This is a genomic window from Flaviflagellibacter deserti (assembly GCF_042652085.1).
GTDB classification, from domain to species: domain Bacteria; phylum Pseudomonadota; class Alphaproteobacteria; order Rhizobiales; family Methylopilaceae; genus Flaviflagellibacter; species Flaviflagellibacter deserti.
The window spans coordinates 88,156-109,031 of record NZ_JBHSJF010000001.1; the positions used below are offsets into that span (position 1 = coordinate 88,156).

The 20,876-nt window shown below is 63.9% G+C and carries 19 protein-coding genes; 11 read left to right on the forward strand and 8 right to left on the reverse strand.

Annotation, left to right across the window (positions count from 1 at the left end; genetic code table 11):
* Positions 1 to 161 precede the first annotated feature (161 nt).
* The 3 genes from fliI to ACFPFW_RS00485 all read left to right on the forward strand — a co-directional run bounded on the left by fliI (position 162) and on the right by ACFPFW_RS00485 (position 2,318).
* The gene (gene fliI / locus ACFPFW_RS00475) at positions 162 to 1,475 is read left to right on the forward strand and encodes a flagellar protein export ATPase FliI (protein ID WP_114955273.1); all 1,314 of its coding nucleotides are present in this window, start codon (positions 162 to 164) and stop codon (positions 1,473 to 1,475) included.
* 35 nt (positions 1,476 to 1,510) lie between these two features.
* Positions 1,511 to 1,927, forward strand: coding sequence for a flagellar export protein FliJ (gene fliJ, locus ACFPFW_RS00480; RefSeq protein WP_114955274.1), 417 nt, complete (start codon positions 1,511 to 1,513; stop codon positions 1,925 to 1,927).
* 202 nt (positions 1,928 to 2,129) lie between these two features.
* Positions 2,130 to 2,318 (forward strand): hypothetical protein, encoded by a 189-nt coding sequence (locus ACFPFW_RS00485; RefSeq protein WP_114955275.1) that lies wholly within the window; start codon positions 2,130 to 2,132, stop codon positions 2,316 to 2,318.
* A 41-nt stretch (positions 2,319 to 2,359) separates the two neighbouring features.
* Here the strand turns inward: ACFPFW_RS00485 and ACFPFW_RS00490 are convergent, their stop codons facing one another.
* Positions 2,360 to 2,560: a hypothetical protein gene (locus tag ACFPFW_RS00490; RefSeq protein ID WP_114955276.1), complete on the reverse strand. Its 201-nt coding sequence runs from the start codon at positions 2,558 to 2,560 to the stop codon at positions 2,360 to 2,362.
* Positions 2,561 to 2,681: 121 nt separating this feature from the next.
* Positions 2,682 to 3,536, reverse strand: a complete 855-nt coding sequence (locus ACFPFW_RS00495) for a LysR family transcriptional regulator (RefSeq protein ID WP_114955277.1) — start codon at positions 3,534 to 3,536, stop codon at positions 2,682 to 2,684.
* A 95-nt stretch (positions 3,537 to 3,631) separates the two neighbouring features.
* Here ACFPFW_RS00495 and ACFPFW_RS00500 point away from each other — a divergent pair, with 95 nt between their 5' ends.
* Together ACFPFW_RS00500 and ACFPFW_RS00505 are read left to right on the forward strand one after the other, a co-directional pair.
* Positions 3,632 to 4,933, forward strand: a complete 1,302-nt coding sequence (locus ACFPFW_RS00500) for an aspartate aminotransferase family protein (protein ID WP_114955278.1) — start codon at positions 3,632 to 3,634, stop codon at positions 4,931 to 4,933.
* An 87-nt stretch (positions 4,934 to 5,020) separates the two neighbouring features.
* Complete coding sequence (locus ACFPFW_RS00505) at positions 5,021 to 5,608, forward strand: hypothetical protein (RefSeq protein ID WP_162799553.1); 588 nt, start codon at positions 5,021 to 5,023, stop codon at positions 5,606 to 5,608.
* 44 nt (positions 5,609 to 5,652) lie between these two features.
* Here the strand turns inward: ACFPFW_RS00505 and ACFPFW_RS00510 are convergent, their stop codons facing one another.
* The gene (locus ACFPFW_RS00510; protein WP_114955280.1) at positions 5,653 to 6,099 is read right to left on the reverse strand and encodes a DMT family transporter; all 447 of its coding nucleotides are present in this window, start codon (positions 6,097 to 6,099) and stop codon (positions 5,653 to 5,655) included.
* A 22-nt stretch (positions 6,100 to 6,121) separates the two neighbouring features.
* Positions 6,122 to 8,245, reverse strand: a complete 2,124-nt coding sequence (gene flhA, locus ACFPFW_RS00515) for a flagellar biosynthesis protein FlhA (RefSeq protein WP_114955281.1) — start codon at positions 8,243 to 8,245, stop codon at positions 6,122 to 6,124.
* Positions 8,246 to 8,571: 326 nt separating this feature from the next.
* On the opposite strand from flhA, the gene ACFPFW_RS00520 reads away from it, so the two are divergent.
* Both ACFPFW_RS00520 and ACFPFW_RS00525 read left to right on the forward strand, forming a co-directional pair.
* The gene (locus tag ACFPFW_RS00520; RefSeq protein ID WP_114955282.1) at positions 8,572 to 10,110 is read left to right on the forward strand and encodes a putative bifunctional diguanylate cyclase/phosphodiesterase; all 1,539 of its coding nucleotides are present in this window, start codon (positions 8,572 to 8,574) and stop codon (positions 10,108 to 10,110) included.
* Positions 10,111 to 10,689: 579 nt separating this feature from the next.
* Positions 10,690 to 13,086, forward strand: coding sequence for an AI-2E family transporter (locus ACFPFW_RS00525; RefSeq protein ID WP_114955283.1), 2,397 nt, complete (start codon positions 10,690 to 10,692; stop codon positions 13,084 to 13,086).
* Positions 13,087 to 13,303: 217 nt separating this feature from the next.
* Here ACFPFW_RS00525 and ACFPFW_RS00530 read toward each other — a convergent pair whose 3' ends face one another.
* Together ACFPFW_RS00530 and ACFPFW_RS00535 are read right to left on the reverse strand one after the other, a co-directional pair.
* Complete coding sequence (locus ACFPFW_RS00530) at positions 13,304 to 14,473, reverse strand: mandelate racemase/muconate lactonizing enzyme family protein (RefSeq protein ID WP_114955284.1); 1,170 nt, start codon at positions 14,471 to 14,473, stop codon at positions 13,304 to 13,306.
* A 107-nt stretch (positions 14,474 to 14,580) separates the two neighbouring features.
* A complete protein-coding gene (locus ACFPFW_RS00535) occupies positions 14,581 to 15,552 on the reverse strand; it encodes a tripartite tricarboxylate transporter substrate-binding protein (protein WP_114955583.1) in 972 nt (323 codons plus the stop codon).
* Positions 15,553 to 15,691: 139 nt separating this feature from the next.
* Here ACFPFW_RS00535 and ACFPFW_RS00540 point away from each other — a divergent pair, with 139 nt between their 5' ends.
* Positions 15,692 to 16,624, forward strand: coding sequence for a LysR family transcriptional regulator (locus ACFPFW_RS00540; protein WP_162799554.1), 933 nt, complete (start codon positions 15,692 to 15,694; stop codon positions 16,622 to 16,624).
* Between the two features lie 35 nt (positions 16,625 to 16,659).
* Here the strand turns inward: ACFPFW_RS00540 and ACFPFW_RS00545 are convergent, their stop codons facing one another.
* On the reverse strand, positions 16,660 to 17,355 hold the full coding sequence (locus ACFPFW_RS00545; protein ID WP_114955286.1) for an anti-sigma factor family protein: 696 nt from the start codon (positions 17,353 to 17,355) through the stop codon (positions 16,660 to 16,662).
* Positions 17,352 to 17,864: an RNA polymerase sigma factor gene (locus tag ACFPFW_RS00550; protein ID WP_114955287.1), complete on the reverse strand. Its 513-nt coding sequence runs from the start codon at positions 17,862 to 17,864 to the stop codon at positions 17,352 to 17,354. The genes ACFPFW_RS00545 and ACFPFW_RS00550 overlap by 4 nt, the downstream gene beginning before the upstream one ends.
* A 135-nt stretch (positions 17,865 to 17,999) precedes the next feature.
* Between ACFPFW_RS00550 and ACFPFW_RS00555 the strand changes: the two genes are divergently transcribed.
* From ACFPFW_RS00555 to ACFPFW_RS00565, 3 genes are all read left to right on the forward strand, one after another.
* Positions 18,000 to 19,493: a S8 family serine peptidase gene (locus ACFPFW_RS00555; protein ID WP_162799556.1), complete on the forward strand. Its 1,494-nt coding sequence runs from the start codon at positions 18,000 to 18,002 to the stop codon at positions 19,491 to 19,493.
* A gap of 65 nt (positions 19,494 to 19,558) precedes the next feature.
* Positions 19,559 to 19,855: a DUF1236 domain-containing protein gene (locus ACFPFW_RS00560; RefSeq protein ID WP_114955289.1), complete on the forward strand. Its 297-nt coding sequence runs from the start codon at positions 19,559 to 19,561 to the stop codon at positions 19,853 to 19,855.
* Between the two features lie 39 nt (positions 19,856 to 19,894).
* Positions 19,895 to 20,656, forward strand: coding sequence for a DUF1236 domain-containing protein (locus ACFPFW_RS00565; RefSeq protein ID WP_114955290.1), 762 nt, complete (start codon positions 19,895 to 19,897; stop codon positions 20,654 to 20,656).
* Positions 20,657 to 20,876: the final 220 nt, after the last annotated feature.

The window sequence follows — 20,876 nt, forward strand, 5'->3', positions numbered from 1 at the left end:
CGAAACTTCAACTCAATGTCCTAAGTGACTCTGTGGACTCACAGGTTCAGCGCAAGCGACCGGGGATCTCCGTGGTTAATTCCGATGCACAATCATTAACGGCGGGCGTAAATGAACCGTTACCATCCACAGACGAATCGAAATTGGGTCTTGGTTAAATCATGAAGGGCCTGATCCAGGCAGCGCGCGACATTCCCGACCGGGAGGTTTTCGGCCGGGTCGTGGCCGTGCGCGGACTGCTGGTCGAGGTGGCCGGACCGCTCGGCATGATGGCGGTCGGCGGGCGGATCGGCATCGAGGTCGCCGAGGGGAGGGAAGTCCCCTGCGAGGTGGTGGGCTTCGCCGGCGACCGGGCACTGCTGATGCCGTTCGCAACGCTCGACGGCGTCCGGCGCGGCTGCCGGGCGCTGGTCGGCAGCGACCATGCCGGGGTCAAGCCGAGCCCGAAATGGCTCGGCCGCGTGGTCGACGCGCTCGGCCGTCCCATTGATGGAAAAGGTCCGCTGCCAGACGGCCCGCTTCTTTACCCTTTCAGAGAATCGCCACCGTCCGCACATAAACGTAAACGCGTCGGCCAGCCGCTCGACCTCGGCGTGCGGGCGCTCAATACGTTCCTGACGACGTGCCGCGGCCAGCGCATGGGCATCTTCGCGGGTTCCGGCGTCGGCAAGTCGGTGCTTCTGTCGATGCTGGCGAAATATACGAAGGCCGACGCGGCGGTGATTGGCCTCGTCGGCGAGCGCGGCCGCGAAGTGCAGGAATTCCTGCAGGACGATCTCGGCGAGGAGGGCCTGAAGCGCTCGATCGTCGTGGTCGCAACATCCGATGAGCCGGCTTTGATGCGCCGCCAGGCGGCCTATCTGACGCTGTCGCTCGCCGAATATTTCCGCGACGAGGGCAAGGACGTCCTCTGCATGATCGATTCGATCACCCGTTTCGCCATGGCGCAGCGCGAGGTCGGCCTGTCGGCGGGCGAGCCACCGACCGCCAAGGGCTATACGCCGACCGTTTTCTCGGAGCTGCCGAAGCTCTTGGAGCGCGCGGGCCCGGGCGAGAACGAGGGCACGATCACCGGCCTCTTCACAGTGCTGGTCGACGGCGACGACCACAACGAGCCGGTCGCCGACGCGGTGCGCGGCATTCTCGACGGCCATATCGTGATGGAGCGCTCGATCGCCGAGCGCGGCCGCTATCCAGCGATAAACGTGCTGAAATCGGTATCGCGAACCATGCCGCGCTCCGCCGACCCGAATTATCTGCCCTTCGTGAAGAAGGCGCGGGCGAGCATGGCGACCTATTCGGACATGGAGGAACTGATCCGGCTCGGCGCTTACAGGGCCGGATCGAGCCCGGAAGTCGACGAAGCGATCGCGCTGAACGGGCCGCTCGAAGCTTTTCTTTCGCAAGGTAAGGAAGAAGCAACGAGCTTGAGCGAAGCTTATGAAAGGCTGGCTCAAATTTTAGGGCGTTCGTGAACCGAATGCTAACCGGCCTGTGTGAAGAGTAGGCCATGAAATCGCGTGACACACTGATCCGTCTGAAGCGCTTCCAGGTCGACGAAAAGCGTCGGCAGGTAACGCAGATCGAAACGATGATCGCCGAGTTCCAGCGCATGGCTTCGGAGCTCGACCGCGAGATCGTCGCCGAACAGACCCGGGCGGGGATCAACGATCCCACGCATTTCGCCTATCCGACCTATGCCCGCGCCGCCACGCAGCGCCGCGACAACCTTCTCGAATCCGCCGAGAACATGAAGGGCCAGCTTGCCGACGCGCAGGCCGAACTGGCGGAAGCTTTCGAAGAATTGAAGAAGGTCGAATTGCTCGACGAGCGCGACCAGGCCCGCGAGCGCAACGCCGAAAACGTCCGCGACCAGCAGGCGATGGACGATATCGGCATCCAGGGACACTCCCGCCGCGCGAGCTGAATTTTTGCCCCTCTCCTGCGAAGCGGGAGAGGTCGAGTCGCCGAGGGCGATCCGGGTGAGGGTGGGCAATCGGCGCTGCGCATCGCCGCCTCCCGTCACCTCGCTCAAAGCCCGGCGTCCTTTCCGGAACGGGAGAGGGGAAACCACATCCCTGTCACATAAATCGGCGATTCTTCCGTTCGACGCAGCGGAGGACTCGAAGATGCGCGAGCAGATCCTCATCAAGCGGAGCAAGGCCGGCTGGCAGGTTCTGCGGAACGGCAAGGTGGAGGCGGACTACTCCTCCAAGGAGGACGCGATGCGGGCCGCGCTGCGATGCGCGCTCGACGCCACGCGCTCCGGCGCGCATGTGACCACGACGGTGGTGGAGCCGGCTCTACTGGCGGCCTGATTCATCGCCGCTGATGGAAGGCGAGGCGCCCGCCTTTTTGCCTATTTCAGGACCTCGATCGTCCGAAGTTCATCAGAAAGAGCGCGAACGGCTCTTTCTGCCTCGCCGGACAGTTCCTCGAGGCCGCAGCCGAACGGCACTTCAAGTCCAAGCGACTGGTTCGGATCGTTCTCCCAAACCAGCCGGACGAACGATTTCTTGACCAAAAGGTCATGCGTCAACGCGGTGATCTTGATCGACATGGCGTCCCCCGTTTCGCACGGACCATACAGGAGCAGCCGAAGCGTCGCACGCGCGGGTGGGCGAGAGGCGGACGTTCGCTTGTCGCGAGCCCTCATCAGTCCTGCGCTGCAGAATCGGCCGTCAGAGAGTCGGCAGCACTGTTCGGATATGAGCCTCGAAGGCCCGTGTTATCGGTGAGGCGCGTCTTTCGTCCATTCGAAGGATCAGCCCGATCTTCGGCAGATCAGGCAGTCCAGCAGTCTTCGAAAGGATACAGAGATCAACCGGCACGGCAGCCTTGGTCAGCACGGCGATGGCCTGTCCGGATCGAACCACCGCAAGAAGCCCGGACAGGCTACCGCTCGAATAGGCGATCTGATAGCCGCGCTTGGCCTGATCGAGCGCGGTTACGGCAGCGCGATGATCGAGCGTATCCGGATCGCCGAGTGCCAATCGGAGAGGATCGGGCCAATCCCCGCCGTCGTTCTTCGGCCCCACCCAGACGAGGTCTTCCCGGCGCAGCACCGGGCGCGGGGTATCGAGCGAAACCGAAGTCAGCGCGAGATCGAGGACGTTGCGATCCAACTGACCGACCAAGCGAGGCGTCGATGCGCAGACGACCTCTATCATCACCTGCGGATGCAGTTGCGCGAAGCTGCGCAGCAGTGCCGGCAGGAACGCATCGGCATAGTCGTCGGGACAGCCGAAGCGCAGCGTGCCGCTGAGGTTTCGGCCTGAGAGTTCCGCCAAGGCATCATCGTGGGAGCGCAGGATGCGCCGCGCATGAGTCAAAAGGCGCTCGCCGTGAACCGTCATGAAGACGCCGCGTCCCGTTCGATTGAGAAGCGGTTGGCCGACGACGTCTTCGAGGCGTTTCATCTGCATGCTGACCGCAGCCTGGCTACGGCCGATCCGCTCCGCCGCGCGGCTGAGCGCTCCCGTCTCGGCGACGATCGAGAAGCAACGGAGGAGGTCGATGTCGAGATAGGAAGCCATAACTTTTTCTGAAAGCTTAGTTCAGTTCTATAAGCTACCATGATGACGGCGGCTTCTCTACGCTCTCGGAGATTTCTGATGGAGCGGGGGCAGTCATGAGCAAAAATGCCGATCCGGACTTTTGGGCCAGAGCTCGCAAGCATCTCGTCCGGTATGGCGGCGTATTCGAGCCGCTGATCATCGAACGCGCGCAGGGCAGCTTCGTCTATGACGCTGACGGTCGGGCGATCCTCGACTTCACCTCCGGCCAGATGAGTGCGATCCTGGGACACGGCAATCCCGAGATTTCCGAGGTGGTGGCACACCATGTCGGGAACCTGGATCATCTGTTCAGCGGCATGCTGAGCCGGCCTGTGGTTGACCTTGCATCGGAACTGGCCCGCCTCGCGCCAGCGGGTCTCGAACGCTCCATGCTGCTCACGACGGGCGGCGAGGCGAACGAGGCGGCATTGCGCATGGCCAAGCTTGCGACCGGCGGCTGGGAGGTCGTGAGCTTCGCCCAGTCATGGCACGGCATGACTGCCGCTGCCGCGTCGGCGACATACAGCGCCGGCCGCAAGGGCTACGGCCCTCCCACCGTCGGTTCCTTTGCGATTCCGGTCCCCAATGCCTATCGGCCGGCTTTCGAGCGAAACGGCACGGCCGACTGGCAGGCCGAGCTCGACTACGCTTTCGCTCTGGTGGACCAGCAGTCGACGGGTAATCTTGCCGCCTTCCTCGCCGAACCGATCCTCAGTTCTGGCGGCATCATCGAGTTGCCGCCTGGTTACCTTGCCGCGCTGAAGCGGAAATGCGAGGAGCGGGGAATGCTTCTCATCCTCGATGAGGCGCAGACCGGCGTCGGTCGCACGGGTCTCATGTTTGCCTGCGAGCGGGATGGTGTCTCACCTGACATCCTCACTTTGTCCAAGACCCTCGGCGCAGGTCTTCCTCTTTCGGCCGTCGTCACGACGGCGGACATCGAAGAGCGCTGCCATGAGCGCAAGTTCCTGTTCTATACGACCCACGTCTCGGACCCGCTCCCAGCGGCGGTCGGTCTGAAAGTTCTCGAAATCGTCCAGCGCGATGGTCTCGTTGCCCGAGCCGTGGAGGCCGGGAATATGCTGCGCGGCCGGTTGGAGGCGCTGCAACAGCGGTTCGACTGCATCGGCGACGTGCGTGGCCGAGGCCTGCTCCTCGGGATGGAGATCGTGGCCGACCGCTGGAGCAAGCAACCCGCCCCTGAGCTTGGGGACAGGATCACGCGGCGTTGCATGGAACTCGGCCTCAGCATGAACATCGTGCAACTCCCCGGGATGGGGGGCGTGTTTCGCATCGCTCCGCCACTGACCGTCTCCGACGATGAAATCGATCTGGGGGTGGATATCCTCGAACGTGCGATTGCAGAGTGCGTCTGACCGCGCCGGTGCGCCGTGCGGAGGCTGCAGCTCGCGGAATATGATTATATTCCTTGACATTGATCCGGCCAACGGTATATTGGCGGCATGCCTCGTCCACGCTCCGTCGTCATCTGCCCAAAACGGTTCAAACGAGCGAAGCGTCTCTACGAGTGCGGTGCGTCCCAGCATGACGTGGCCTCGATGCTCGGCGTCTCGCAAAGCCTCGTGCAGCGGCGGATCGTAGAATGGGGCTGGACCCGGAACGAGGAATTGCCGCCGCTCGAAGTGGCGCGGCCGCTATCTCCGCCTGTGCCGAAGTTCCGGTTTGTCGACGATGAGACGGACGAGGAGCCGTTGACGGAGATGACGCCGGTTCCGGCCGGTGATCTGACCGGCCGTCTGCGGAGACTTGTCGAGCGGGAGATCGCGAGGCTTGAAGCGCGGCCGAGCTCTCCGGACGTGACGCGGGCGCTTGCGTCGCTGGCTCGGATCATCGTGCAACTCAAGGGGGACGGGCCTGAGCCGACGGACCGCACGACGAGCGAGGCTGAACCATTCGATGACCGCGACATACACCAGTTTCGGATCGACCTGGCCCGTAAGCTCGACGGGGTGCGGCTTTATTGGGAAGACAAGAAGTACAAGGAGCTGGCGGACAATCCGCCGTTTAGTGTCGGGCCGTGGGGTGGGTGAGGTTTTCTCTCTTCCCTTGCGGGAGAGAGTTCTCCTTCCCTTCATCACCGCCTGATCAACACCACGCCGCCGATCAACAGCGCGACGCCGATCATTTTCGGCAGGTCTACCGGGCGCTGGGTCAGCCCCATGATGCCGTAATGGTCGAAGGCCACCGAGGCGATCATCTGGCCGGCGATCAGGAGGGCGATGAAGGTCGCGGCGCCGAGCTGCGGGACGAGCAGGATCGCCAGGATGATGAAGGCGCCGCCGAAAGCGCCACCGCTCCATGCCCACCAAGGGATGCGGGCGATGGTCGAGGCGGAGGGGATCGGCTCGCGCATCGCGACAACGAGGATGGCCATGCAAAGAAGGCCGACGAGATAGCTGACGAAGCCCGACCACGCCGCCGAATCGAGTTCGGTCCTGAGATTGTTGTTCAGGATCTGCTGGAAGACGATGCTTCCGCCCGCGGCAGCCGCGAGCAGGCTTGGCAGCAACAGGTTGAGCATCGGGACTGTCCTCGGGTGGGGGTCAGATCGCGGCGACCGTCTTCAGCCGGGCGCGGGGATGGATTTCGGATTGCGACATCACCGCGGTCTGGCTGCGGAAGCGGTCGACGATCGAGCGGACGAAGGGGCGGATCGAGGCCGAGGTCAGCAGGACCGGGACGTCGCCGGCGCGCGCCGCGTCCTCGAACTTGTTGCGCACGAGATCGATGAAGTCGTGCAGCTTCGATGGAGCCATCGCGAGCTGGCGATCCTCGCCCTGGCCGACAATGGATTCGGCGAAGGCCTGTTCCCAGACCGGCGACAGGACGATGAGCGGCAGCACGCCGTCCGGCGCCGCGTGCTGGGCGCAGAGCTGGCGGCCGAGGCGGGAGCGGACATGCTCGGCGACCGAGGCCGGGTTGCGAGTCCAGCCGACGGCCTCGGCGATGCCTTCGAGGATCGTGCCGAGATCGCGGATCGAGACGCGCTCGGCGAGGAGGAATTGCAGCACGCGCTGGATGCCGGTGATCGAGATCTGGCCGGGGACGATGTCCTCGATGAGCTTGGCCTGCTCCTTGGGGATCTCCTTCAGGAGCTTCGAGACTTCGCCGTAGGACAGGAGCTCGGCCATGTTGGCCTTGAGGATCTCGGTCAAGTGGGTCGACATCACCGTCGGCGCGTCGACGACAGTGTAGCCGCGCACGCTCGCCTCCTCGCGCAGCGCATAATCGACCCAGGTCGCGGGCAGGCCGAAGGTCGGCTCGGTCGTGTGGTTGCCCGGAAGCTGGATCTGGCCGCCCATCGGGTCCATGCACATGAACTGGTTCGGGAACACCTGGCCCTGGCCGGCCGGGGTCTCCTTGACCTTGATGACGTAGTTGTTGGCGCCGAGGTGGACGTTGTCGAGCAGGCGCACCGAGGGCATGACGAAGCCCATGTCGGACGCGAACTGCCGGCGCAGCGCCTTGATCTGCTCGGTGAGCTTGTCCTGCCCGTCCGGGCCGTCGACGAGCGGCAGGAGGCCGTAGCCGAGCTCGATCTTGAGGTCGTCGATCCTGAGTGCTTCGGAGATCGGCTCCTCGGCCGGGGGCGCAGCCGCAGCGACTTCCTGGGCGCGCGCCTGGACGGCCTCCTGGGCGATCTTGGCGCGGTTCTTCTTGTCGGTGTTCCAGGCGAGATAGCCGGCGCCGCCGGCAAGCGCCAGGAACGGGATGGCCGGGATGCCGGGGAGAACGGCGAGCACCGCCATGACCGCCGCCGACATGCCGAGCGCTTTCGGGTAGCCGGAGAGCTGGGTCATCAGCGCCCTGTCGGCCGAACCCGAGACGCCGGCCTTGGAGACGAGGAGACCGGCCGCGGTCGAGACGATAAGCGCGGGGATCTGGCTGACGAGGCCGTCGCCGACGGTCAGCAGGGTGTAGGCCATGCCCGCTTCGCCCATCGACATGTCGTGCTGGGCGACGCCGATGATGATGCCGGCGACGACGTTGATGATGGTGATGAGCAGGCCCGCGATCGCGTCGCCTCGGACGAATTTCGAGGCACCGTCCATGGCGCCGAAGAACGAGCTTTCGTCCTCGAGGTCCTTGCGGCGCTTCTTGGCCGTCGCCTCGTCGATCAGGCCGGCCGAGAGGTCGGCATCAACCGCCATCTGCTTGCCGGGCATGGCGTCGAGGGTGAAGCGCGCCGCGACCTCGGCGATACGGCCGGAACCCTTGGTGATGACGACGAAGTTCACGATGACGAGGATCGTGAAGACGATGATGCCGATGACGAAATTGCCGCCCATCACGAATGAGCCGAAGGCTTCGATGACGTGACCGGCGGCGTCGGTGCCGTTCTGGCCGTTGGCGAGGATGAGACGGGTCGAGGCGAGGTTCAGCGCCAGCCGCATCATCGTGGCGACGAGAAGGACGGTCGGGAAGGCGGAGAATTCGAGCGGCGTCTGGATGAACAAAGCCGTCATCAGGATGAGCACCGAGAAGGTGATCGAGAAGGCCAGGAAGACGTCGAGCAGGACCGGCGGCAGCGGCAGGATGAGGACGACGAGGATCGTCAGTACGCCGATGGCGAGGCCGAGATCGCTCTTCTGCAGGAAGACCAGGAGCTCCCTGGGATTGAAGGAGAAGCCCGGTTTGCCGGCGGTTGCGGCGGTCAGGTCGGCCATTATCTCTCCGTGCGGCACAGGTCTTCTAGGCGTCGGGCCGAAGCGCGGCGTCGGGTTGGGAGCGAGAGCACGGACTTCCAAGCCTGCCTCCACGAAAGGTCCGCCGGAGAGAGGAGGCGGACAAAACGGGGCACTCGGAACACGACCTCACACAACACGAGCCGGATCGCTCCGGCAGTCACTGGGCAGAATTTGCCGGGTACGTGGTTAACGTCTGGTTACGATTTGGGCGAAGAGGCGATAGGGCCGATTTTCCGTGATCCATGTCACGAGGCGTTAAGTCCCAACGGGTAAGGAGGCACGGGGTTTAAACGGGCTGAAGTTTCGTGCGGGTGGATTTCGACTTCTATGACCGTCGGGTTCGACAGGTGCGCTGGGCGCTCGCGGGCAGCGTCCTGCTTTCGGTCGCGGCCTGGATCGCGGTCGAGATCTATCTCGGCGAGGCGCAGGGCGACGCGCACGGAATCCCTTTCCTCCTGACGCTGACCTGCGTCATCGGCCTCGGCGCCTATGCGCTGGCGCTGGTGAGCGAGCTCAAGGCGCATGCGCGCACCCATCAGCGCCAGAGCGCGGAGAACATCGATCTTGCCCGCCGCGACCGGCTGACCGGCCTCCTCAACCGCGCGACCTTTATCGATACGGTGCATGAACAGGTGCGCCATGCGCGGGCCGGTCGTCCCTGCGCGCTGTTCCTGCTGGATCTCGACCGCTTCAAGCCGATGAACGACATGTTCGGCCATGCGTTTGGCGATGCGGTGCTGGCGCGTGTCGGCAAGGTGCTGATCCGCGAGGTCGGCGCCGACAACGCCGGCCGGCTCGGCGGCGACGAATTCGGCTTCGTGCTGAACGGGCCGATCTCGAAATCGACCTGCGAGTCGGTCGCGGTGCGGGTGCTCGACGCTCTGCACGAAGTGACGATGATCGAGGGCCGCACGGTGCAGATCGAGGGCTCGATCGGCATTTCCTGGAGCCCGGAGCACGATGTCGACCGGCTCGACCTGATGGCCTGCGCCGACCTCGCGCTCTATCGCGCCAAGAGCGGCGGCCGCGGCCGGGTCGAGAGCTTCGACCGCATGCTGATGCAGGACGAGACCTACCGGCGCGGGCTGGAGCGGGAACTGCGCGGCGCGATCCTGATGGACGAGCTGGAAGTGCATTACCAGCCGATCGTCGATTCCGGTTCCAAGCAGATCTATGCGCTGGAAGCCCTGGTCCGCTGGCGCCACCCGGTGCGCGGCTATATCCCGCCGTCGGAGTTCATCCCGATCGCCGAGCGGACCTCGCTGATCGAGCAACTCGGCCTCTGGGTGCTGCGGAAGATCTGCGAAGACGCCGCGCAATGGCCGGACCTCGTCATCGGCATCAACGTCTCGCCGGCGCAGCTCAAGCGGCGCGATTTCCTGGCCAAGATCAACGCAGTCCTGGACGAGACCGGCTGCGATGCGTCGCGCCTCGCGATCGAGATCACCGAGGGCCTCCTGATGGACGGTTCGAGCGAGCAGATCGCGCAGCTCCATGCGATCCGCAAACGCGGCTTCTCGCTCTGGCTCGACGATTTCGGCGCCGGCCATTCCGGCCTGACCTATCTGCGCGATTTCCCGATCGACCTGATCAAGATCGACAAGAGCTTCGTCCAGGACATGCGCAGCTCCGAGAACAACCGCCTGTTCGTCTCGACCATCGCCCAGCTCGGGCGCGGCCTGTCTAAAAACGTCATCGCCGAAGGCATCGAGACCGAGGAAGACCTGCTGCTGGCCCGCGCGGCGGGATGTTCGCACGCGCAGGGATTCCTGTTCGCGAGGCCGATGCGGGCGGCGGACGTCCCGGCCTTCATCGAACGGGCCGGGACGGCGAGGGCGGCTTAGGCGACCGCCGACAAGATATCGCGACCGCTTTTGACGCAATGCGGCCATTGGAAGGTCCGCTTGTGACCAACTGCGCGGGACGGTGAGCCAAGGGGCCACCCTTAGCTGACTACGTCTCGCGAGAAAAAGTGGCCGATAAGCCACGAAATTAGGTACTTCCGGAACCAAGGACGGACGCGGGAACTGCGTGCACGGCTTTGAGCATCGCGACGTAGTCCGTTCGAGTTTTGCTCAACTCGGTCAAAAGCAGCTTGGCAGCTAGTTTATCTTCGACGAACGGTTTGTGGATGAGCGATGTTCGCTCGCCTAATTTGCGCTTCTGCGTCCGGATAGCCGGTGGCGACCAATATCGGCAGTTGCGCCTCCGGATTCTGATCTCGCGGGCCACCTCTGCGCCGTCGTTCCGGACCTCCTTTCGGAAGCTTGGCGAAGCGGCGTTGCCAGATTTCGGGCTCCATCGCTGATCCCCTAGCCGGATTCGAGGCAGAAGAAGTTGCACCGACGCGGGAAAGAACCTGCACGTTGCCGACTTATAAGGAGTGGTACCGCATCCAGAGCATCGACCCCGGAGGTTGCGCTATGTTGGGTCCATCGCCTCCGCAGATGACGGAGCCGGAAATCGAGGCCGCAGGCAGCAATGCCGAGGGCTCGATCAACCCTGTCAGACTTGCGGCCGGCCTGATATCGGCATCAATCATCATTCTGGCGCTCTACTACGGCCGCGATATCCTCATCCCCTTGGCGGTAGCGTCTCTGATCGGCTTCGCGCTGAACCCACCCATTACCTGGCTGACCAAGCGAGGGCTTCCACGCGTCCTGTCGATCAGCCTGGTCATGGCGGTCGTGCTGGCGCTTATTTCCGTTTTCGGGATTCTGCTCGCAACGCAGATCCGGTCCCTCGCGGCGGAATTCCCGACCTATCAGTCGACAATCTCGAAAAAGCTCACCGACTTGCGCGAGGAAATAGGAGCGCCAGGAGTTTTCGCCCGCCTCCTGCAGACGGTCGAGCGGGTTAGGAAAGAGGTGACGGAGCCGGAGCAGCGACCGGCGGAAGCGGCCCCGCCACCGCCCCAGAAGGTGGAGGTGGTGGGGCAGAGCGCAACCCCCATCGAGCAGGCCATGCTTTGGCTCGGCCGCGCTGCCAAGCCGCTGGCGACCGCCAGCATCATCCTGGTCTTCGTTTTTCTCGTGCTGCTCGACCGCAGCGACCTTCGCGATCGCTTTCTCAGATTGCTGGGACGGGATGTCCACCGCTCGACCGATTCGATGCAGGAGGCGGGCGGCCGCGTCAGCCGCTATCTCCTGATGCAGCTTCTCGTGAACGTCAGCTACGGCGTGCCGATGGGGCTTGGCCTGTGGCTCATCGGCGTTCCGGGCGCGCTGCTCTGGGGCACGGTCGCGGCTGTGATGCGGTTCGTCCCGTATATAGGCCCCCTGATCTCGGCGGTGTTTCCGATCGTACTCGCCTTCGCCATCGATGATGGCTGGAGCATGGTGATCTGGACAGTCGCTCTGATCGTGACCTTGGAGATCATCAGCAATAACGTTGTCGAGCCCATACTATACGGGTCGAGCACCGGCCTCTCCGCGATATCGCTGATAGCGGCGGCGATGTTCTGGACCGCTATATGGGGGCCCATGGGGCTGATCCTGTCGACGCCGATCACGGTCTGCCTGCTGGTTCTCGGGCGCAATGTTCCCCAACTGCAGTTTCTCGACGTGCTACTCGGCTCCACGCCGGTCCTCGATCTTCCCTCTCGCATTTACCAGCGGCTGATCGCGGGCGATGTCGATGAGGCGATCGACATCGCGCAGAAGGAGATCGCCGACGGGTCGGTCATCGCCTTCTATGACGAGACCGCGCTGCAGGTCCTGCGGCAGGCCAGCGAGCAGCACCTGCGCCGGGCAACCGCGGAACACCGCCTCCGCCTCGCATCCGGCATGGACACGCTTCTTGAGGAACTGCGACTCGATCATCCTGCGGAGCTTACGGCCGCGGGCGGGCGCGTCGTCTGTCTGGGCGGCAAATGGGAAATCGACGCTCTGGCTGCGGAAATGGTTGCCCACGCGCTCTGCCTGGAGGGGGTGGCTGCAAAGGCGCTGCCGGCGGCAACCGTCAATGCGCATTACGTCGCGAATCTGGAGCTGGAGGGCACCGAGACGGTCTGCCTCAGCTATTTCAGCGAAAATCCCGCGATGCAGGCCCGGCATCTAGCCACGCGGCTCAGGCTTCGCTGGCCAGATTTGAAGATCGTGATCGCCGCCTGGAATGCTCCGGAAGAGCTGCTTCACGACAAGGCCCTGCCGCGTCTCCATGCCGATGCGGTGGTCACCTCGCTCCAGGAGGCTGTGAGCCGCATCCACCGGCTCGTCGACCCCGAAGAGGCGTTGACGGCGCAGCAAGCGGGAGCGCCTGAAAACGAGACCGAGCGAGTCGATGCGCTGCACAAGAGCGGCGTCCTAGACTCCAAGCATCGCGAGATGTTCGACGCGGTCTCCAAGCGAGCGGCCGATGTCTTTGATACGGCCGTCGCTGTGATTTCGGCGATCGACGATGAGACGGAGCATTTTGTCGGACAAAGCGGCAAACTGCCCGAGTCCGTCACGGACGAGACCGGCCACGTCCGTCCAATTCCGCGCGAGGAAGCGATCTGCAACTACGTGGTGGCAAATGGAACCACGCTCGTGGTCCCCGACATCGAACGCGATCCCCGTTTCGCCGACAATGAACTGATCCGCGAATGGGGGGTTCGCTTCTATGCAGGCACGCCTCTGAGGACGCCCGACGGCCTGGTTTTCGGCGCCCTCTGCATCCTGGACGAGAAGCCGCGCTCCATAGAACCCCACGAAATGGCGCTTCTCGAAAGCATGGCTGCCGATATCGTTTCCGAGGTCACCGGCGCCGAGCAGTCGGAAGGCAGGGCCCCCGCCGGCCCCAAGGCGGTCGCGACGGGCGGCCAACGTGTACCGGAATAGACACGCCCGGCCTGAGCTCAGCGCTTGACTCAATGGCGAGCCCGACGCTCGGCAGCACTCTGTCCGTCGATCACGCGGTCGAGATATTGCGTCTTGCCTTCGATGCGTTCTTCGAGCCTGGGACGGCGAAAGCGGCTTGGGCGACGGTCGGCAGATATCGCGACAGCTTTAGACGCAGAGCGGCACCAGAGGCCGCTAAGCTGCATCTCGCTTCGTCTCAGGCCGATAGAGCGGCCATTTCGCGGTACAGGTTCTCCTTGCCTTCGAAGCCGATGCCCGGAAAGTCGGGCAAGGTGACACGCCCGGCTTCCACCCGCACGCCATCAGGAAAGCCGCCATAAGGCTGGAAAAGGTCGGGATAGCTCTCGTTCCCGCCGAGGCCGAGGCCCGCGGCGATGTTGAGCGCCATCTGGTGGCCACCATGGGGAATGCATCGCGCGGCCGACCAGCCATGGGTCGTCAGGACAGCAAGCGTCCGCTGGAACTCGCATAGGCCGTAGGCCAGAGCGGGGTCGAATTGGAGCCAATCCCGATCCGGGCGCATGCCGCCATGACGCAGCAGATTGCGGGCGTCCTGGTGGCTGAAGAGGTTTTCTCCGGTCGCCATCGGACCGGGGTAGAATTCCGCAAGAGCCGCCTGAAGCTGGTAATCAAGCGGATCGCCAGCCTCTTCGTACCAGAAGAGAGGATAGTTTCGGAGCATCTTGGCATAGGCAATGGCGGTCTCGAGATCGAACCTGCCATTCGCATCGACGGCGAGCTGTGCCTCGCCATCTATTTCATGGAGCACGGCTTCGATGCGCTTCTGGTCTTCATCCAGGGACGCGCCGCCGATCTTCATCTTCACGACGCTGTAGCCCCGGTCGAGATAGCTGCGCATTTCGGCGCGCAGAAGATCGGTATCCTTGCCTGGATAGTAATAGCCGCCCGCGGCGTAAACGAAGACGCGCGGATTTGCCGTTCGGTCTTCGCGTTCAGCCAACAGCCGGAACAGCGGCTTGTTGGCGATCTTCGCGGTCGCATCCCAGATGGCCATGTCGATCGTGCCGACGGCAACCGAGCGTTCGCCATGCCCACCGGGCTTTTCGTTCGCCATCATCGCATTCCAGACGCGATCCGGGTCGAGATTGGTCCCTTCGTCGTCCAGCAGAGTCCCCGGAGGGGCGTCGAGCACGCGATCGCGGAAGCGCTCGCGGATCAGGCCGCCCTGTCCGTAACGCCCATTGGAATTGAAGCCGTAGCCGACGACGGGCTTGCCGTCCCTCACCACGTCCGTGACGACGGCGACGAGGCTGCAGGTCATCTTGCTGAAATCGATATAGGCGTTGCGGATCGGCGAGGCGATCGGCTTGGTTACCTCACGAATATCTGTAATCCGTACACTCACGGGTGATCTCCTATTCGCTGATCCATGCCATTGCGGGGTGGGGAGTTCCGGCCGAGGTGGCGACCATGGTCGTCGGCGCCGGCGGACCTATGCCGGCGCCGGGAAACTCAGTCAGCGAACTGGCCGGCGGCCTTGATGATCGGCGCCCAGCGGTCGATCTCCGCCGACAGGTGGATCTTCAGGGCCTGCGGTGTGGCTCGGTCCTGCGACACCGGCTCGGTGGCGATCTGGCGGAACCGGGTAACCAGGTTCTCGTTCTTGAGAGCCGCCTGTAGCGCCGTGGTGAGTTTCTGAACGATTTCCGGAGGGGTTTTCGCCGGCGCGTACAAAGCGTGCCAGACCGAGACCTCGAACTCGGGAAGGCCGGCCTCCTTCGCGGTGGGGACATCCGGAATCACGCTGAGGCGTTCCGGCGAGGTCGCCACATAGGCCTTGACCTGCTTGGCGTTGATCGGCCCGGCGGTGTTCGTGGTCTGGTCGCAGGTGAGATCGATCTGTTTGCCCAGCAGATCGGTCATGATCGGGCCATTGCCCTTGTAGGGGACGGTCGTCATCTGTGTTCCGATCATCGACATGAAAAGCATGCCGCAGAGATGCGAGGCCGCGCCGATGCCGGCATTGGCGAGGGTGAGTTTCTCCTTGTCCTTCTTCGCCAGCGCGATGACCTCCTGCAGCGTGTTCGGTTCGAAGTTCGAGCGGGCGATCAGGGTCATCGGCGCGTCCGAGATCAGGCCGACAGGCTCGAACGCCGTTTTCGGATCGTAGGCGAGCTTGCGGTAGAGCGTAGGCGCGGTCGACATGCCGATGTGATGGACGAGGATCGTGTAGCCGTCCGGCTCCGCCCTGGCGACACGTCCGGTCCCGAGCGTCCCTCCGGCGCCGGTGACGTTCTCGACGACGATCTGCTGGCCAAGCGCGCTCGACATCGCCTCGGCGGTCAGCCGGGCGACCGTGTCCGTCGGACCACCCGCCGCGTAGGGCACGACCATGGTGATCGAACGGCTGGGATAATCCTGCGCGAGGGCCGCGCAGGTGGATGCCAAAAGCATCACGCTCGAGAGCAGAGCGGGAATTCTCATGTATGCTCCTCCGGAATTTTTGTTTTGGTCATGCACGATCACCGCCCGCATCCGGCCGATCGACGATGCCAAAACGAAGTTTCGGCGCTTCGGTCCATGGCGTCTAATGCCGTTATCTTCTTGATCAATGCAGGAAGGGATGACCTTGGATATCGGTTGGCTGGACGATTTGGCTGCGCTGGCGACCCATCTGAACTTCTCGCGCGCTGCGGAGGCGCGGAACGTCACCCAACCCGCCTTCAGCCGGAGGATACGGGCGTTGGAGGAGTGGGTCGGCTGCTCGCTTGTCGAGCGCGACACGCATAAAATTCGCTTCACGCCCGGCGGCGAACTCTTCCTCCAAGCATCGCGCGATGCGATGCGCCAGTTGCAGCAGGGCCGCCTGGAGGCCGTCCAAGCTCAGGACAATGCTCCGATCCGTTTTGCATCGACCCATGCCCTTTCGCTGACGTTCTTTCCGAGATGGTTCGGGGAAGTCAGCGGCGTGATCTCGTCAACGCCGATCAATCTCGTCGCCGACAACATGGTCGCGTGCGAACGCCTGATGCTGGAAGGCGGCGCGCACTTCCTCCTGTGCCATCGGCATCCCGATACAAGAACGCTGCTCGACGGACAGGACTTCGAGACGATCATCCTCAGCACGGATGACCTCGTCCTGGTCAGTGGCTGTGGCGAGGATGGCAACCCTCTCCACGTGGTTCCTGGTGATCCCGCCAGTCCCACACCCTACCTAGCCTTCGATGAGCGATCCGGCATCGGCCGCATCGTAGCGACCGTCGCTTCCGATCTGATGAAGACGTTGAACGCGACCACGATTTTCACGTCGCAATTGGCCTTGGTCCTAAAGAACCTTGCTCAACAGGGTCGGGGAGTGGCCTGGGCCCCGCTCAGTCTGGTCAGGGAAGAACTCGATCCGAACGGCAATCTGGTGCTCGCCAACCCAGGTATTTCGATTCCAATCGAAATCGTGCTGATCCGCGGTCGAGCCAGCCTGAACAGGGCGGTCGGGGACTTCTGGTCCCGCGTTCAAGAACGATGTGACGAGGACCGCGATCGATTGTTGTTTGCCTGAGAGCGTTCAGCGCCTTCTCATGATCGCGATGACACTCACGAATGTTTCAGGACTCGCTTTTCGGCCTCGGCATCCAAAGCGGGGCCGGCTTTCTCGCCGTCGAGAAATCTGTCGATCAGTTCGTTTCCCGCCGCGGGCTCATACTCACCGGACTTCGCCGCTCCGCGTAGCGCGAGGACCGTCTTCCATTCCGCGCCCTTGTGCCGGCAGACAATCGCATTGGTCACATCTGCCCCGGGATCGACGATTTCCACCTGCCGGCAGAGGCCCGCGCGAGGCAGTTCCATCGTGGCGATCGCCCTCACCTTGCCTCCCGCGACCTCCACGGTTTCTCCGGTCGCCACGCGATCGAACACCGCCTCTGCCAGTGGGAAGTCCAGCACGACTAGGCTCGTTGGAGCCGCTCCGCCGTTCAAGCCCCATCCCACAGCGCCCGCGGCGACGAGCGTCAGGCACGCCGCCAGCAGACGCAGGCCCGGTTTCGCGAGCCAGCGGCCGGTCGGCCTTTCCCGGCCGCCCATCGCCGAGCGCAGCAATTCTGCGGATGGAACAGGGAGCGGCTCGGCCGAGAACCGGTCGCGCGCCAGCCGCCGGCTCCGCAAAAATTCAACAGCCTTGATGGCGATCATGGGATCGCGGACCATCGCCTGCTCGACTGCCGATGCGACGGCCGGCTCAAGCTCGCCGTCGGCATAAGCCATCAACATCTCATCGTTGGGGATCGCTATCATCCCAGCTCCTCCACGGCCGAACCTGTTGTCTCTTCAAAACCGGTGAGCCGGGCCCGGGCGCGAGCCAGCCTGCTCATGACGGTGCCGGTCGGTACTCCCAGGACCTCGGCCACTTCGCGATAGCTCAGCTCCTCGACGCAAACGAGAAGCAGCACTTCGCGCTGTTCGGCCGGCAGCCGGTCGATGGTTCGCCAGACCTCCTTCAGCATCAAGGTCTGGTGCGCACGCCGCTCTCCGTCCTCGCCCACCAATTCAGGCGCGTCCTCGATCGGCTCCTGATCTCCCTCGGTGCGGTGCCTTCTCAGCCAGTCGATCCACTGATTGCGGAGGATGCGAAAAATCCATGCGTCGAAGCGTGTGCCCTCGACCCAGCCGCCCTCGTGGGACAACGCTCGCACGCAGGTGGCCTGCACCAGATCATCCCCGATCACCGACGATCCACTGAGAGTGCGGGCGAAACGCTGCAGCCTCGGAAGCATGGCCACGAGATTGGCCTGGACGTTCGACATCGTGTGCACGTCTATGAAAACGATCCGCTGCGCCGTTTATTCCCGAGATGCGGAAAAAAAACTTGCGGGACCCGGATCGGCCGTCCCGGCCGTGCGTTGACTCTGCCGTTCCTGTTCTTGCCGCAAGGTCGAAATTTGCGCCGTCAACGCCTGCTCGCATTCGTTTCCGCGATCCTGGTGACGATCGCTTTCATGCCGAACTCGATGTTCGTCGAAGGCTTCTCGCAGGCGCTGGCCAAGAACGGAAACGGGGACGGCAAGGGGGGAAACGGCAAAGGTGGAGGAGCGGGCAACGGGAACGGCGGCAATGGAAATTCCGGCAATGGAAATTCCGGCGGGAGCGGCAAGGGGAACTCGGGAGGAAACAGCGGCCAATCCCGCGCGAGCGGGGGAAACGGGAAGGGTGTCGCGACCTCGAAAGGCGCCACGGCATCCCCGACCTCGCGGGGGTCGAGCAAAAGCGCCGCATCGGCCGGCGCAACCTCGCGCCGGGGCGCAACTAGCGAGCGGGCACGCACGTCCATCTCACGCGCCGCCAGCCTGATCGACAGGAACGGTACTTCTCTCAAATCGCGGGACCGAATCCTCGTGAAAGGATTGGACGGTCCAGCTCTCCGCCGCCTGTCCAGTCGCGGGTTCGTTGTCGAACGGCGCGCGTCCGCCAGAACCGGCGTCGTCGAACTTCACCTGCCCAAGGGCCGCTCGCTGACGGACGCAGCCGCCGCCGTCTTCGAACTGAGGCCGGGCGCCACCGTGGCGACGAATGACTTCTATTATCCGGCCGGTCATGATGCGCAGAACGAGGCCGGAAAGCTGGAGGAACTGATCGCCTGGCCGGCCTCCGATCCGAGCTGCCACACACAGCCCACGATCGGCATGATCGACACCGCGGTCGATCTCTCCAGCCCTCCACTTCTCGGGCGTGACGTGGAGCTTCTTCGAACGGCCGCCGCCCCATCGGACGCGGGGCACGGGACCGCCGTCGCGTCCATCCTGGTGGGCAATGCACCTGCGGTGGAGGGGCTGCTGCCGGCTGCCAAACTGATTGCCATCGATGCCTTCTCGCAGGACCCCAACGGTGATCGTGCAGATGCGATGTCGTTGATTCAGGCCATCGACATGCTGGTCGAGCGGAATGTCGACGTGATCAATTTGAGCTTGGCCGGGCCGCCGAACCAGCTTCTCAAGGAAGCCATCGATCGAGCGATCGGGCGTGGAATCCCCGTCGTCGCTGCCGTCGGCAATGACGGTCCGGGCGCCCCGCCCAAATATCCCGCCGGCTATCCGGCGGTCGTGGCTGTCACCGCGACCGATCAGAATCTTTCAGTCTACCGCAGCGCCAATCGAGGCGACTATATCGACTTCTCCGCGCCGACGATCAGCGCCGCCGGCGCCGCTTTTCACGGAACCTCATTCGCCGCGCCCGTCGTCTCCGCAGCGCTCGCCGTCATCAAGCGCGGCCAGCCGACCCTGATGCCAGCCGAGGCCGAGGCGCTGCTCGAAAGGAACGCCATTGATCTCGGCGTTCCCGGGCGCGACGCCGTCTACGGCTGGGGCTTCCTGCAGGCGGAAGGAATTTGCGGCCTCTCTCCCGAACACTCACCTGTGCCCGTGACTGTTTCTCGCTGATACGGGAATAAATCTGTCGATCATCCGTTTGCACCTGTGGGGCCGGGCTCACAGTGGAGACTCGGATGAAGCAGATGGTTTTGGCGACCGCGATGACCCTGATGGCAGGCGCGGCCTTGGCGCAGACGGTGATCGTCTCGCCCGAAGAGCGCACGCAGATCCGCCAATACGTGGTGAAGCAGAAGGTCACGGCCGTGCCGGCTGACGTGAGTCTCAGCGTCGGCACCGTCGTTCCCGAGACCGTCGAACTGCACACCATCGAAGGCGTGCCGAGCGCAACGAAATACCGCTACGTCAGCGTCGGCGGTCGCACTGCGCTGGTCGATCCCGGCACGCGAAAAGTCGTCGAGATCATCGACTGATCCGCTCTCACCGACACATCGAACATGGGAGATAACGCAATGAAGAACGTGCTTCTCGCCAGCGCAGCGGCCCTCGCCCTCGTCGCCGGCCTCTCGCTTGCCAATGCCCAGTCGGGCGGCGCTTCCGGAACATCCGGCGCCCCGATGCCTCCGAGCCAGTCCGCGCCTTCCGCGACAGGCGGCGCGTCCGGGTCCGGCGGAGCCGGAGGCTCGCTTGGTTCCGGTGCGGCAGGTTCGGCGCAGGAATCCGGCTCTATGAGCGGAAGCGTTCAGGAGCCGAAGAAGGGCGGCGCGGAGAAGAGCGCCCAGGACGCTCCTCAGAAGCCGCAGACCGAGCGTAGCGCTCAGGACCAGAAGCCCAAATCCGACGCTTCCCGAAGCGCGCAGGACCAAAAGCCCGACGCGCAGAAGGAACGCAGCGCCCAGGATACGAACAAGTCGACGTCCGGCACCAGCGCCCAGGGCGAGACCAAGGGTTCGACCGAGCGCAGCGCCGCCGGCGCCAAGACCGAGGGAGACATGAAGACGGGCCGGGCAGCCGCCTCCGTCAATCTCAGCACGGAGCAGCGCACGACGATCCGGGAGAAGATCGTCACCTCGAACGTCGAGAAGGTGAACGTCAACTTCAACGTCTCGGTCGGCGCGGTCGTACCCCGGACGGTCCATGTCCGGCCCCTACCGGTCGAAATCGTGGAGCTCGTCCCCGAATATCGGGGCTTCAGCTACATCGTCCTCGCCGACGGCCGCATCGTGATCATCGAGCCAGGCACCTACGAGATCGTGACGGTCCTGACGGTCTGATCATGAAGTGAGAGGAGAGGCATGCCTCTCCTCTCCGCATCCAAGGAGCCGCCTGATGTACGGGTACGCCATAGCCGCGTTCGTATTGTCACTCGTGCTCACACTCCTGGCCTGGAGGATCAAGGCCGAACTTCGTCTGACAGGGAACCGAGCTTTTCACCTGCCGGTCGAGTCTCCAGGAGCCAGGCACCGCAGCGCTTCCGCCGGGGCGGACACAAGA